This window comes from Lentisphaera marina, from assembly GCF_028745505.1.
GTDB lineage: Bacteria > Verrucomicrobiota > Lentisphaeria > Lentisphaerales > Lentisphaeraceae > Lentisphaera > Lentisphaera marina.
The window spans coordinates 251,150-264,248 of record NZ_JAQZZL010000002.1; the positions used below are offsets into that span (position 1 = coordinate 251,150).

11 protein-coding genes are annotated in these 13,099 nt (G+C 41.3%); all 11 read right to left on the reverse strand.

Annotated features, from left to right (window positions below; genetic code table 11):
* Positions 1-2: 2 nt before the first annotated feature.
* The 11 genes from PQO01_RS12070 to PQO01_RS12120 all read right to left on the reverse strand — a co-directional run bounded on the left by PQO01_RS12070 (position 3) and on the right by PQO01_RS12120 (position 13,099).
* Positions 3-3,149, reverse strand: coding sequence for a TAT-variant-translocated molybdopterin oxidoreductase (locus tag PQO01_RS12070; protein ID WP_274314286.1), 3,147 nt, complete (start codon positions 3,147-3,149; stop codon positions 3-5).
* Complete coding sequence (locus PQO01_RS12075; protein WP_274314287.1) at positions 3,137-3,886, reverse strand: cytochrome c3 family protein; 750 nt, start codon at positions 3,884-3,886, stop codon at positions 3,137-3,139. Before PQO01_RS12075 ends, PQO01_RS12070 begins: the two co-directional genes overlap by 13 nt.
* 364 nt (positions 3,887-4,250) lie before the next feature.
* Positions 4,251-5,375 (reverse strand): ISL3 family transposase, encoded by a 1,125-nt coding sequence (locus tag PQO01_RS12080; protein ID WP_274312489.1) that lies wholly within the window; start codon positions 5,373-5,375, stop codon positions 4,251-4,253.
* Positions 5,324-5,467 (reverse strand): hypothetical protein, encoded by a 144-nt coding sequence (locus PQO01_RS12085; RefSeq protein WP_274312490.1) that lies wholly within the window; start codon positions 5,465-5,467, stop codon positions 5,324-5,326. Before PQO01_RS12085 ends, PQO01_RS12080 begins: the two co-directional genes overlap by 52 nt.
* 189 nt (positions 5,468-5,656) lie before the next feature.
* Entirely contained in the window at positions 5,657-5,902 is a 246-nt protein-coding gene (locus PQO01_RS12090) for a hypothetical protein (RefSeq protein ID WP_274314288.1), read from the reverse strand.
* Positions 5,903-5,907: 5 nt separating this feature from the next.
* The gene (gene floA / locus PQO01_RS12095) at positions 5,908-6,933 is read right to left on the reverse strand and encodes a flotillin-like protein FloA (RefSeq protein ID WP_274314289.1); all 1,026 of its coding nucleotides are present in this window, start codon (positions 6,931-6,933) and stop codon (positions 5,908-5,910) included.
* 187 nt (positions 6,934-7,120) lie between these two features.
* Positions 7,121-8,224 (reverse strand): redox-regulated ATPase YchF, encoded by a 1,104-nt coding sequence (gene ychF / locus PQO01_RS12100; RefSeq protein ID WP_274314290.1) that lies wholly within the window; start codon positions 8,222-8,224, stop codon positions 7,121-7,123.
* A gap of 97 nt (positions 8,225-8,321) precedes the next feature.
* Complete coding sequence (locus PQO01_RS12105; RefSeq protein ID WP_274314291.1) at positions 8,322-9,173, reverse strand: M48 family metallopeptidase; 852 nt, start codon at positions 9,171-9,173, stop codon at positions 8,322-8,324.
* On the reverse strand, positions 9,163-9,906 hold the full coding sequence (gene tsaA / locus PQO01_RS12110; protein ID WP_274314292.1) for a tRNA (N6-threonylcarbamoyladenosine(37)-N6)-methyltransferase TrmO: 744 nt from the start codon (positions 9,904-9,906) through the stop codon (positions 9,163-9,165). The genes PQO01_RS12105 and tsaA overlap by 11 nt, the downstream gene beginning before the upstream one ends.
* A complete protein-coding gene (locus PQO01_RS12115; RefSeq protein ID WP_274314293.1) occupies positions 9,863-10,801 on the reverse strand; it encodes an RsmD family RNA methyltransferase in 939 nt (312 codons plus the stop codon). Before PQO01_RS12115 ends, tsaA begins: the two co-directional genes overlap by 44 nt.
* Positions 10,802-10,876: 75 nt before the next feature.
* On the reverse strand, positions 10,877-13,099 hold the full coding sequence (locus PQO01_RS12120) for a BatD family protein (RefSeq protein WP_274314294.1): 2,223 nt from the start codon (positions 13,097-13,099) through the stop codon (positions 10,877-10,879).

The following is a 13,099-nucleotide window of genomic DNA, read 5'->3' on the forward strand; positions in this document are numbered from 1 at the left end:
GATTATCCTAGTTCAGAATTTCTGTTTTTAAGTCTACCGAGGAAGCTCGTACGTGGACGTGCATTAAGCTCGGGGAGGAGAACGTAGTTTCTTGTCTCATCTTGCATCTGGCTAACTTTTGATTCAGCGTTGTTCTGATCGCCAAAAGTTATAGCTTCAGTTGGGCATGATTGAGCACATGCTGCAGTGAATGAGTCAGTTTCAAGCTTGCCACCGTTGTCAACTTTAGCATCAATTTTTGCTTCGTTGATACGCTGAACACAGTAAGTACATTTTTCCATCACACCACGTGAACGAACTGTTACGTTGGGGTTGTGAACCATTTTTTGTACTTCATAGCGCTTGTCTTTGAAATTTTCTTGGTATTGGAAGAAATTGAAACGTCTTACTTTGTAAGGGCAGTTGTTACCGCAGTAACGTGTACCAATACAACGGTTGTAAGCCATGTCGTTCAAGCCTTCCTCATTGTGAACTGTAGCAGCTACTGGGCAAACGAGTTCGCAAGGAGCTTTTTCACAGTGCATACATGGGATTGGTTGGTGATAAGCACCTTCAACTTGTAAGTCTTTCTCGTCGTAGTCGCTTCTAAGTTGATCAGGCATGAATGCGCCTTTCGCAGTATCGTAGCCACTGAAGAAGTAACGGTCCATGCGAATCCAATGCATCTCACGACCCTTAAGCACCCGCTCTTTACCAACAACTGAAATATTGTTTTCAGCTTGGCATGAAATAGTACAAGTACCGCAACCATTACAAGCATTGAGGTCGACAACCATAGCCCATTGATATGAACCTTCTTTGTTCCACTCAGCTCTATCAGCGATGATAGATTCGCCGTTTGGATCAAATTTGTTATCAAAGATCGCAATGTTTTGTTTAAAGTCTGTGATGTTGTCATCTTTAACTAACTCACGGCCTTCCATTGCCCAGTGATCCTGAGTAGATGCAAGCTCGTAGTTTCCAGATGCCTTAGAGATGTCAGCTTTAGTCCAAGTAAGTGAGTTAGCGTTTCTTAGTTCATAAGCATTGAAACCAGTGCCAGTACCAACAGGTCCAGTTGTGCTTCTTCCGTAACCTAAGCTAAGGACAGCGGTTTTGTCTGCAATACCAGGAACGATCCATGATGGAATCTTTTTTCCGTTGATGTTGAGATAGTCGCCATTTTGAACGCCAAGGTCACTAGCAGTTTTGTAGCTAATTAGAGCCGCGTTATCCCAAGTAAGTTTAGTGATGGGGTCAGGGAACTCTTGCATCCAACCATTGTTGTTGTAGCTACCATCTAGAAGGCTGTAGTCTGATTTGAAAACGAGTTCGAAACCATTCTTATATACTTCAACTGCTTCTAGGTTCGCAATCGCTTTGTTAGCTGTGAACTTTACTGTGCTTGTTTTGTAAGCAGTGTTAGGGAGTGTGCTGTCGTGAACGGCTTTTTCCCAAGCTGGACCTTCGAGCTTATACGTAGCTTTTACAAGTTCGATACCCTTGGTTTGCTTACTCTGAATGAGCTTTGCTAAAAGTTCGGCATCACTTACAGCACCAAAAAGTGGAGCAATGAGTGGCTGAATGATATTAGCAGTACCATCTGCAGATCGAGTGTCACCCCAGTATTCAAGGAAGTGAGCTTTTGGAACAGCTACTTTTGAAGCAATGGAAGTTTCGTTGAAATGAGATGTTAAATGAATTGTGTTGATTGAAGCAATTTTCTCAGCAAATTTAAGATCAGCTGGTGCATCATAAGCAGGGTTGCCGCCAAGGATAAGTAGGTCAGCGATCTTGCTTTCAGAAATCATTGAGCTGAGTTGTTCAATAGTGTGATCACTTACTTTTGCAGAGCGCTCACTAAATGTGATTGTTTTACCTTGGTTGCCGAGTGCATCGTTTAGGAGTAACCCTAAGATTTGAACTGCAGAGCTTTGGTCATCGCCAACTAAAATTGCTGAGTTCTTACCAGCTTTTTTAAGTGCAGCTAAATCACTCGCAATTGCAGAGATGAATTCTGAACCAGTTTTCGAAGTAGTTAATGCATCTTTAGCAAAATCGTACTTGCTTACAAAACCTTCGATGAAGTTTGTGATAGAGGCATCGAGTTTGATGTGTTTGCTGAGCTCTTTACTTAAAGCGACCATGAATTCGAATGTTGCGCTTTCCGCAAGGCGGTAGCGGTGATCTGAGTTAGATCCAGTAACAGAGAAGTTGGCTTCTACAGTGTAAAGACGGTTGATGTCAGTTTTGTTTAGAGCATCTTGGTCGCCTTTTTTAACGTAAACGCGACGTGCATCAGCAAACTCTTTTGAGAGTCTGAGTGAATCGCGACCTGACATCATGAAGTCAGCATTTACTGATACAATTGCTTTTGCATCAGTTAAGCTGTAGTTAGCTTGGATGTCGTTAGCTTTTTTGCCAGTTAATACTTTGAGTGCGTGAGTTGCGTTATCTTCATTGAGTACTTCCCAATTAAAGAATTTCGCATTTGAGTATTTTTTGCTGAGTTCTGTACGAACTGATTCTTCACTTGCAGATGTAACTGCTGGAGAGAGGATCGCGAAACCTTCGCCTTTGTTCTTGCTAAGTTTGTCGTCGAGTTTAGCGAGTTCTTCGCCAAGTTTCGTCCAACTATCTTTAATATGCTTTCTATAAACAGGAGTCATTCCTTGTTCTTCGTCAGCGCCATTAAGAACTTTACCATTCTCTACATACTTAACATATTGAAGGCGGAAGGGGTCATAAAGACTGAGGAGATCAGCTTGTGCATGTTTGTCAGTTTTTCCATTGCTGGCAGGATGACCAGGGAGGCCGTCGATCTTAGTAGGGCGACCTTCGTGACTTTTTACCAAAATACCGAGTGAGCCACTTGTGCGTGGAATTGCTGAGGCATAGAATCTTGCTTTGCCTGGGATTAAACCCTCTGGTGCACTTGCGTAGGGGAGGATTTTTTCTTCAGGTCTTCTGCAGCTTGTGAGTCCGCCAGCGCCAGCAAGAGTCATGCTGGCAGCCATGATTTTCATAAAACCACGACGACTGAAGGATCCTAGCTCGGATGCACCTTCCGGAAATTCTCTTTCCAAGTGTTCTTTAAATTCAGGGCTCTCGGCGAGTTCATCTAAACTGCGCCAGTAATGTTTTCCTCGATTGGATTCTATCTGTGACATGCGCTGCATCCCATAATTGGAGGGTTGAGGTTTTTCGTTTCTTTGATTTTTTTCAGCTCAGCCTCTTTGTCGAGATTGGAGTTTTCCCATGTCCATGCTAGGTCAGTTATTTTGACGCTATCAGGGCGGATGTGTTTTTCGTGGTCCTTGTGACAATCAAGGCACCATCCCATGCTGAGTGAGTTGACTTGTTTAACAACTTCCATTTGGTCGATGCGACCGTGGCATTCAACACAACTAACGCCTGCGCGGATGTGTACTGAGTGATCGAAGTATGCATATTCTGGAAGTTTGTGAATTTTGATCCAAGGAATAGCAGCACCTTTTTTGCTGTTCTCTACTAGCTCTTCAATGACCTTCGGTGCTTTTTTGTCGAACTTGTGATCGACGATATTCTTTTTGACAATAGTGTCTTTCTGAATACTAGCTAAAAGTTCAAGCTTGGGGCTATCAGTTTTTACTTTGCTGTGGCAATTCCAGCAGATGTCAGAGTGAGGAACTGATGCGTGCGGGGATTTTTCCACATTGATGTGGCAGTAACGGCAATCCATGCCCATTTCGCCTGCGTGCAGTTTGTGTGAAAATGGGATGGGCTGTTCTGGACGGTAACCAACACTTAGGTTTTTGTCCGTAAAGTAGAAGTTAACTATGAGTGCAATAGTGACAATAGTTAAACCAGCTGTTAAAAAAATAACAGGTTTGATTTTGTCGATGCCCTTAGGGAATATGGTCTTCAATGGGTAATTCCTTACGCTATTTGTGATGTTTTGAAAATTTTGACGCCTAATCTAAAAGAAGTCTTTTTTTTGTCAATGCTATTTTTGTGTTAATATTAAGGCTCATACGATTTAGCTTTGCTTAAAACAGTATTTAAAATATATGCTTGGCGGAGAGTTTTCTTGTTTTTGCAGTTGAGACTATGTCTCTTCTTCCTTTTGGGTTTTGTAAGATCCTGATGTTTAAATGTTTGTAGATTTTCTTTATGAACAGTTCTGTATGTGTCTGTAAGGTTGTTTATATTATTTTCAAAAACTGGCAGGGGAGTCTGATTATTTTCTAAAGGTATATTTTTTTTGCCTCTTCGCACTTATCTGTAAAAGTTCACAAAATCTGCCGAGTTTTTAGATTAGGCAAATCAAATATTTTGAGTATGAGATATTCTTCATCTCGGTAACCATATGCCTGCCTTGTTAACCAGCCGATTTTATTATTAAATCCTTCCATAATGGCCGACGTTATTTTTGTTTTCCAAAAAGCTAAAATCCCCGTGGCATGCTTGCGGATTGTTTTTGCCATAGAAATTAGTTCAGGAACTTCACTGCAGTCAGCTTTTTCACACCAATATTGCAATGCATTTTCAACGAAAACCAAATCTTTGATACGATAAATCCTTCTCAACGCTTCTTTTAAAGCGTATGTAATACCCAGCTCTGAAAACAAGCTGCAACATTGTTTTATTTCAGCTTGAGCGGTTTCTTCAAGGTCTTCATTATTTCTGTTAAACTTCCATCTCAGGCCTTTGATTTCACCCCTGTCTTCATCTTCCAGTTCTCTGGAAATTCTTCTTCGAACTTTATTCAGCCTCTCATTCATAAGTTTGATGACATGAAAGTGATCATAAACAATTATAGAATGAGGTAAATTAGCCTTAATCCATGCTGTAAAAGATGGAGCTAGATCCACAGCGACAAACTCAATGTTCGCTTTACTGGATTTTAGTTTTTTCATAAAACCATCTAGGCACTCCCCCTTTTTTCCTTTGCCTACAAATAACGTAGCCCCACTTTTTAGATCTCGGACAATTGTCAAATAGCCTTTGTCGCCAATTCGTTTTCCCATATGGATTTCATCGATACCAATAGAACTGATATGTTTCAACGGGACTTTACTGTATTTCTTACTCAGATATGTTTTTTCAACCGCTTTAACTGTATGCCAATTTAGCTTGAAATATTTAGCTAAACTTTGAATACACATGTGCGCTCGTAGCTCTATGATATGCCTTTCTAATACTTTTGTGATTCTACTTTTAGAACTTGAAATGAACGAAAGCTTCTCCATTAAATATGAATCACAATCATGACAACGGACTCTATGCATTTGTACACAAAACAAAGTCTTTTTTGTGCCCACGGGTAATGATTTTATAAAACGAATACCTGTGGCAGTTGCGGTCACATCGGCACTGTTGCATTTGGAACAGTTAAAGGTCTTTTTTTTCGACATATATGAATAATCAGTTCATTGCCTTTGTATTCAAAGCGCTTGTGCTCGTATCCAATAATTCCGTGTGTATGTTGATGTAGACTGCTTGACATGTTTTCTCCTTTTTGTAGTAATTAAAGAGAGATGTGCAAGCAGTTTTTTGTATTTGAAACCTTTGGTTTCTGCCCGCTGGCGAAGCATTACGCCAGTAAAGCAACTGAAGATCAAATCTTTATCCGTATAAATAACGAGCTTGCGAGTGGCTTTATGCCGGAGCAAAGGTTTGAACGAAGGCGGTAGTTTTACAGATTTCTACGAAGAACCTTTTTTTTGATATTTTCTGTTTTTGGAACACTTACGGTACTTTTCTTTTTTGTTTCAGGCGGATTTGGTGGTGTTGGAGGGGTGTTTTGTGGCGCGCTTTCAACCTCTTCTAACCATTCGGATAGGTCGGTATCTTCTGCGCGTTTGGCATCTTGGTTCTGCGTCATTTTGTTATAAACAAAACTTATGACTGCAAAAATAATAAGACCAACAATGCCGTCCATAATTATTACTCCGCGCTTTCGTCGTCTTTGGCGATCATTTCACGCATAGTTGTGTCGGCTTTGAGGTTCTCTAAGCGATAGTAATCAAGAATACCTAGGTTGCCATCGCGCATAGCTGCGGACATTGCAACCGGAACTTGAGCTTCAGCTTCGACAACTTTCGCTTGCATCTCTTGTACTTTTGCAATCATTTCTTGTTCGAGTGCTACGGCAGCGGCACGACGCATTTCAGCTTGAGCTTGGGCAACACGCTTGTCGGCTTCAGCTTGGTCAGCTTGTAGACGAGCACCAATGTTTTCTCCGACGTCAATGTCGGCAATGTCAATTGATAAGATTTCAAAAGCAGTTCCGCTATCTAAGCCTTTGCTGAGTACGGTTTTTGAAATTGAGTCAGGATTCTCTAGTACCAGTTTGTGACTGGCTGCCGAACCGATTGTGGTCACAATACCTTCACCAACACGTGCAATAATTGTGTCTTCTACAGCGCCACCAATGAGTTTCTCAATGCTCGCTTTCACTGTGACACGAGCTTTGACTCGAAGTTGGATACCGTCTTTGGCAACGGCGTCAATTGTGGTACGACCAAAGGCAGGGTCAGGACAGTCAATAACTTTTGGCATAACAGACATTTTTACAGCTTCGAAAACATCGCGGCCTGCAAGGTCAATTGCACAAGCTTTTTTGTAGTCAATTTTAATGCCAGCATTATTAGCTGCGATCAGAGAATTGACAACATTTATGACGTCGCCACCAGATAGGTAGTGAGTTTCCAATTTATCGACAGTGATTCCTTCAAGGTGTGCACGGCGTGATTGAATATAGGCCATGGTGATGAGTTTAGGATTGATACTTCTTAATCTCATCATGACGAGATTCACTGGGCTGATGTAAGCGCCAGATGACCAGGCTTGTATATAGAGATTAAAGAATGAGAAGAGGAAAAAAGCTAAAACGAGTAAAACGAGTAGAGCTATAACAGACAAAGCTATAGTAATGGTATTGCTCGCGGCAAAAATGGTGTAGATATTCATTGGCACTCCTGAAATTTATGTAAGACTATTATATATAGTTTCTTGTAAAGCATCTAGGGGGGAAATTGAATCCCTAAACAAAATTCATTATTTTTTTATTTGTAATAAATGCTAGTATTTTTTCATTAAAAATAAAAAGCATCATTTTTTTTTGTAAAATGATGCTTTCTAAATTCTTGAAGTCAGTTTATTTTGTGTTTGTTAGAAAGAGGATGACATCGCCATCTTGAACGAGGTAATCTTTACCTTCGACGCGAACTTTACCTGCTTCTTTAGCGCCTTGGCGACCACCGTGTTCAATAACATCATCAAAGGCGATAACTTCTGCTCTAATAAATCCTTTTTCAAAATCAGTGTGAATGACCGCAGCAGCTTGTGGTGCTGGACAATTCATGGGGATAGTCCAAGCGCGAACTTCAATTTCACCGGCAGTTAAGTAGGTGCTCAAACCTAAAGTTTGGAAACTCTTGTGGATGAGTTTATCGAGACCTGATTCAGTAAGTCCCACATCAGTTAAAAATTCTGCAGCTTCTTCTTTGTCTAATTGAGCAATTTCTTGTTCAATTTGAGCACAGATAGTAACGACACCAGCGTTTTCCGCTGTTGCGTAATTACGCACTTGTTGAACGTATTCGTTTTCCATTTCAGGAAGATCGTCTTCTGACACATTACAGCAATAGATCATCTCTTTCACAGTGATGAACATGTAGTGCTTGATAAGCTTTTTTTCGTCATCGTTTAAGTCGACAGAGCGAATAGCTTTACCCTCATTGAGTGCTGGCTGAATTTTTTGGAGAACTTCAACTGTTTTTACAGCGTCTTTATCGCCACTGCGAACTTTTTTGCCGAGACGTTCAATATTGCGATTAACCTTTTCTAGGTCAGCAAGAGCGAGTTCGAGGTTGATAGTTTCGATATCAGAAATGGGATCAACTTTTCCGTCGACGTGAACAACGTCATCGTTGTCAAAGCAGCGAACGACTTGTACGATGGCATCTGTATGTTGAATGTTTTCTAAGAACTGATTACCGCGACCCTCTCCAGAAGATGCTCCGCGAACAAGTCCAGCAATATCAACAAATTCGATAGTGGCATACTGGATTTTATTGGGCTTAACAATTTCCGCCAGATCATCAACGCGCTTATCGGGTACGGGTACAATGCCCACGTTAGGTTCAATAGTACAAAAAGGGTAGTTGGCAGCTTCTGCGCCAGCACGAGTAATCGCATTGAAAAGAGTTGATTTGCCGACATTTGGTAGTCCGACAATACCGCAAGCTAAATTAGACATAGCAAGGTTCCTAAATTTAAATTCAAAAATGTTCTCCCTCTTAGTACTTTAAGAAAGTTTTTTTGCAATGATGGATAGGAAAAAAGACTTTTTGTATTTACTGATTTGGAAGTAACTTTTTTCTTTCGAGTTCTTGGTATTGAGGCGTCTGCCTGTAGTAATACATTGCTTTTGGGAGATACTTTTTGATCTCGTCAATGCGACGATTATCTTCTGGGTGTGTGGATAAAAATTCTGGTGGTTTTTTGCCTTTTCCGGCTTTCGACATGTCCTGCCAGAAAGTGATCGCACGCTCGGGATTGTAGCCAGCTTTGGCCATGAAAACGAGCCCCATATAATCCGCTTCGAGCTCTTGTGTACGTGAATTTGGTAAGGCAACTCCCACACTGGCTAAACCACCCGCACCGATGAGGATGGCTTTGCCAATATCGTCATCAACGGCATCGGAAGTCTCAAGGCCAATGGCGGCGGCCATCAAACCGCCGTTAATAAGCATCGCTTGACTCATGCGTTCATTACCGTGTTCAGCTACGGCGTGGGCAATCTCATGGCCCATAACGACTGCCATGCCATCATCATCTTTTGTGACGGGTAAAATGCCAGTGTAGAAAGCAATTTTCCCGCCGGGCATACACCATGCGTTAACCTGTTTATCGTCGATGAGATTAAATTCCCATTTGAAGTTGTTTTCCAGTCGATTTTCTTTTAAGTAATCATCCACGGCTTTGGAAATTCTTTTGCCGACGCGCTGCAGGCGTTCTTTTTCCTGTGCACTTTTCGAAATTTTGGATTCTTTCAAGACTTTTGCATACTGCTCTTCGGAAAGGTTGAGCATTTTGTCACTGGAATAAAGAACCATCTGGCTCCGTCCCGTCATGGGATTGGTTTGGCATGAGAAGTAAAATAAGCTTGAGCAAATTAGGAATGCAAATCTGAGTTTATTTTTCATTTTTAACCTTCAGTGGAGTTATTTTTGCGACGCGAATATGAGTTTCATTAATTGTTTCAAAAGATATATCAAAATCCCTGAACTGGAAAGTGTAAACCTTCCCTTCGTTTTTCTTTTGGTAGGCAGGACGAGGGTCTTGGCAGAGGATTTCTGTGAGCCCATCTTCAATTTGGTTTTTGTCTAAAATAGCTCGAGCCTGAGCCGAGTAAGAGACTTCGAGAATAGGCCAGTCTTCATCGGCCCAGCCAGCAGAACTTTCATCAATAGCATCTGCATAGGGTATGTAGGGTTTTATATCAATAACGGGTGTGCCATGAACTAAATCACAACCGTTGATCTCGATATGGATCTTATTTTTTTTGATAACAATGCCCTTGAGGGAGCAAGCAGAGATACTGATGGGATTGGGGCGATAGGGGGAACGAGTCGAGAAAACGCCTACTTTAGTATTACCGCCTAATCGAGGAGGACGTACCAATGATCGCGCTTTCATGTCTTTGTTTTTATGGAACCAAGCGAGTATCCACAAGTGAGAGCAGTTTTCAAGACCTGTTATCGCTTCGCGATTAAAGGCTGAGTTTTCTAGGATAATGCTACTGACCACAGAAGGACAGAGTCCCGGCTGACGCGGGGTGCCAAACTTTTCTTTGAGATCGCTATTGATAAAACCTATGGCTTCTATAGAAAAGCTAGGTTCTTCCGGCGATGGCGTGGATGATGTGTCTAGTGACATTCGGGTACTTCATAACTTTATGATTAACAATCTGGTAACCGATTGCCTCCATTTGTGGACGTAAATCGGTTGATGAGAAAAATACACTCTGATAAACAAGTGGAAAGAGCAAACTTAAATTTTGCAGTTCATCTTCTTCATCTCTTGTACAAGAAAATCCATAGGGGAAGTCAATGACGGCTGAATCATGCTTGCTAGTCCAATCTTTTAGTTCTTTGTTGTGGACTTCAGCGCTGTAATTGAAGTGCTTTAAGTTTTCGCTAGTCATAGAAATGGCTTGCGCTGATCGATCAATAGCGGTGGTCTTAAGCCCTGAGTAACAAGCTTCTAGGGTGAGGCTGCCTGATCCGCAGCCACAATCTAAGAATTCTGGGCCAGCACTTTTAAGGATGTTAATGGCAACGCGAGCACTGATTGAATTAAGAGCAGATGAAAAGGTCGCAGGTTTTTTACTATGTTCGAACATGCGGTTCAATTTCTCGGTGAAAATTTTGACAAAATACCAATTCTCGTGATCGCGGCAAATAGCGTAGCGCTCTTTGGGTTGGCTTAAATTAAAGGTGCCTTCTATGTATTCTAGGACTTCGAAAAGAACATCTTTTTTGATTTTTGGGTGCTTACCTGCAGAGGGGGTTTCGATGCGGGCATCGCAAACTTGAACCTGGGCATTTTTGAGTGCCTCGAGGTAAGCCTCGAAATTACTTTCTTGGATAATGATCTCTCCACCCCAATCGAAGAAAGCCGAATCGCTGATGTCGACTTGTTCATTGCTGAAAACGAAGCGTTGATCGCTGGAGATTTCAAAGCCAAAAAAGCTTTGGCTTTCCAATTCAGCGAGAGGTAAATAGAACTCTTGAAGTTTGAGGAAATAGATGTTTTTGGCAGGGCTAGTCATAAGGCTTTGTGTTTTATATCAAAAAGTCACAATGACCTAGCTCTTAAAATTTTCTAGCTCTGCTGTAATTAGGCTCTACCAAATTCTAAATAGGTCTTGGCGATCTACCCATATTTTGCTCGTCTCGTTTTTGACAAGTATTCGCTGCGAACTAAACGCTAGTGCCTCGTACATGGCTAGTTTAGGAAGTGATCTTTCGCTACTCTTGCTATTGACCTGTGCATAGGCTTTGACGTCTTTATTAATGACAAGATACTGATGACTATGCCAATAAGTTCGCTTCAGTTGATAGGAATAAATAGTGCTGAGTAAAGCAACGAATAAAAGTGTAAAAGTGATAGCTTTTGGACATTTGCGAAAAACGCAAAGTATCGTGAAAGCTATGATCCACAAAGTAATGGCAATGGACCATAGTTCATCAGGACGAAGAAGAGGAGGTGAGGTCACTTTGATTTTGAGCGTTTTACAAAGTGCTTGCTCTAATGCTTTATGTTTTTCTAAGCGAGGAGCCATTCGTGAGAGTTTTTGGCAATATGCATAAGCTAAAGCGTACTGTTTTTCTTCCTTGAGTGCAAAAGCGGCGTTTAAAGTGTGTTGGATACTTTCTGGTTCGCTTTCAAGTAACTGGATATATTCTTGACTCATTTTTAAGTTTTGGTCTTGAGCTTGATTGCTTAAAGAGAAAGAGAAGATGAAAAGAAAGCTGAGGCCTTTGAGAGCGCGACTGAGGTTTTTGCCGCTGATCTTCTTGCTACTATCAGCCTGAAAGCGTTGGTTTTCATAATCTAATAAAATCTTTTGTAGATCATTCTTAGAGATCTTCTCTATGAGTTGTGAGTTACTATCACCTAAGGGAAGTGAATAGATTTTCTTGAGAAGTGGGATGAGGTGATCTTTGTAGATCATTTGAGTTTTTTCGGGGGAAGCTTTTTTTAGGAGTCGTCGAATTTGGCGGATTTTCTTTTGGTTTTGCGCACGAGGACTCAGTTGGATGTGTGTATAGCTTTTGAGGAAATAGGCTAAGCTCAATAAGCTTGCTAGGACAAAGAGAATGGGGTGCAGATTGCTAACTAGTGGAAGTTTAACTTCCTTATCGAGTAGCACTTCTTTTGGGGCGCTTTCTTTGTCCTTAGTATTCCTTGGTCTTATGGGAGGAGCTTTTTTTTCTGTAAACTTATTACCGATGAATTTGATGGCAGGTAACTCAGCTTTGTGGATGTCGTATTGCTCTTTTATAGGGTTGAAAGTAGCAAATTTAATTTCTGGGATTTTTACATCGCTACCAAGAGCGGCGAGTACAAAAGTTTTTGTCGCCGATAAGTTGTCGAGTGATTCATCTTTAATTTTGCGATCTTCGCTCAAAAGGCGAAAATATTTAAAGCTTTGTTGGCTTATGTTGAAGCGCTCAGGGTCGCCATCATTGCCCCTAAAAGTGAACTTCAAGGTGAAGGGAGTTCCCACTTTACTTTCTTTTTTGTCTAAAGAAGTACTCAATTTCCACTCACCAACCAAGCTGGTATTGATGGAGTCTAGTGGTGCAGGAGGCAAAGGCTTAATTTTGATCTTTGCTAACTTACTTTGGCGCTGGAGCACGACGGCACGATTGGCTCCAGGGGTGCCCGAGCGCTTGATGAGTCGGATATTATGATCAACTGTTAGATCGTATTCACCATTAATCAGTGAGCTGGCCACATAACTTAAGCTGATGCGATGAAATGTCTTTCCTTTGATCTCTACTTCTTTTTGTTCAACATCTTCAATGTGTTGGTTATGAGTACTACGGTTGGCAAAACTACGAAATTTCAGCCCTTTTGAGCTGAGTTCAGGTGTGATAAAGTCCCCTTGAGAGGCGTAGTTTGTATCAATATAAATGTCCACTTTAATGCGAAAGTGCTGGCCGGGATAGAGTGATTCACTCTCTTTATCAATGTTCGTTTTGATGAAGTAAGCTTCGTCATAAGGGCTGGCTTCGACTTTAAAATCTATTGCGGGAATGGTATGACTTCCAAGCTTAAATGAAGGGATGATAAACTTACCAGTTTTGAGGACTTTGAAAGGTACTCGAAGGCTACTGGAATCTGAGCGTCTACCATTGATGATTTGTGTCTGCCTTGAAATAGAAGGACTTCCCCATAGTAAGCCATCGAGTTTAGGGAGAGTGGGAGTCCCTAAATCTTCATTACTATTGATATAAAGTTGGCCCAGTTCATCAGTATTATTAGGTAGGGTGTACTGATGGCGAATCTCTGCCGAGAGAAGACAGGTGAAAAAGACTAAGATTAAAGTGAGTGCTTTCAT

Bases quoted from the DNA above. Each gene is read 5' to 3' on its own strand.
- PQO01_RS12105 (WP_274314291.1), bottom strand. From the start codon at position 9,173: ATGAAAAATAAACTCAGATTTGCATTCCTAATTTGCTCAAGCTTATTT.
- PQO01_RS12070 (WP_274314286.1), bottom strand. From the start codon at position 3,149: ATGTCACAGATAGAATCCAATCGAGGAAAACATTACTGGCGCAGTTTA.
- PQO01_RS12090 (WP_274314288.1), bottom strand. From the start codon at position 5,902: ATGGACGGCATTGTTGGTCTTATTATTTTTGCAGTCATAAGTTTTGTT.
- PQO01_RS12080 (WP_274312489.1), bottom strand. From the start codon at position 5,375: ATGTCGAAAAAAAAGACCTTTAACTGTTCCAAATGCAACAGTGCCGAT.
- PQO01_RS12120 (WP_274314294.1), bottom strand. From the start codon at position 13,099: ATGAAAGCACTCACTTTAATCTTAGTCTTTTTCACCTGTCTTCTCTCG.
- tsaA (WP_274314292.1), bottom strand. From the start codon at position 9,906: ATGTCACTAGACACATCATCCACGCCATCGCCGGAAGAACCTAGCTTT.
- PQO01_RS12115 (WP_274314293.1), bottom strand. From the start codon at position 10,801: ATGACTAGCCCTGCCAAAAACATCTATTTCCTCAAACTTCAAGAGTTC.
- floA (WP_274314289.1), bottom strand. From the start codon at position 6,933: ATGAATATCTACACCATTTTTGCCGCGAGCAATACCATTACTATAGCT.
- ychF (WP_274314290.1), bottom strand. From the start codon at position 8,224: ATGTCTAATTTAGCTTGCGGTATTGTCGGACTACCAAATGTCGGCAAA.
- PQO01_RS12085 (WP_274312490.1), bottom strand. From the start codon at position 5,467: ATGTCAAGCAGTCTACATCAACATACACACGGAATTATTGGATACGAG.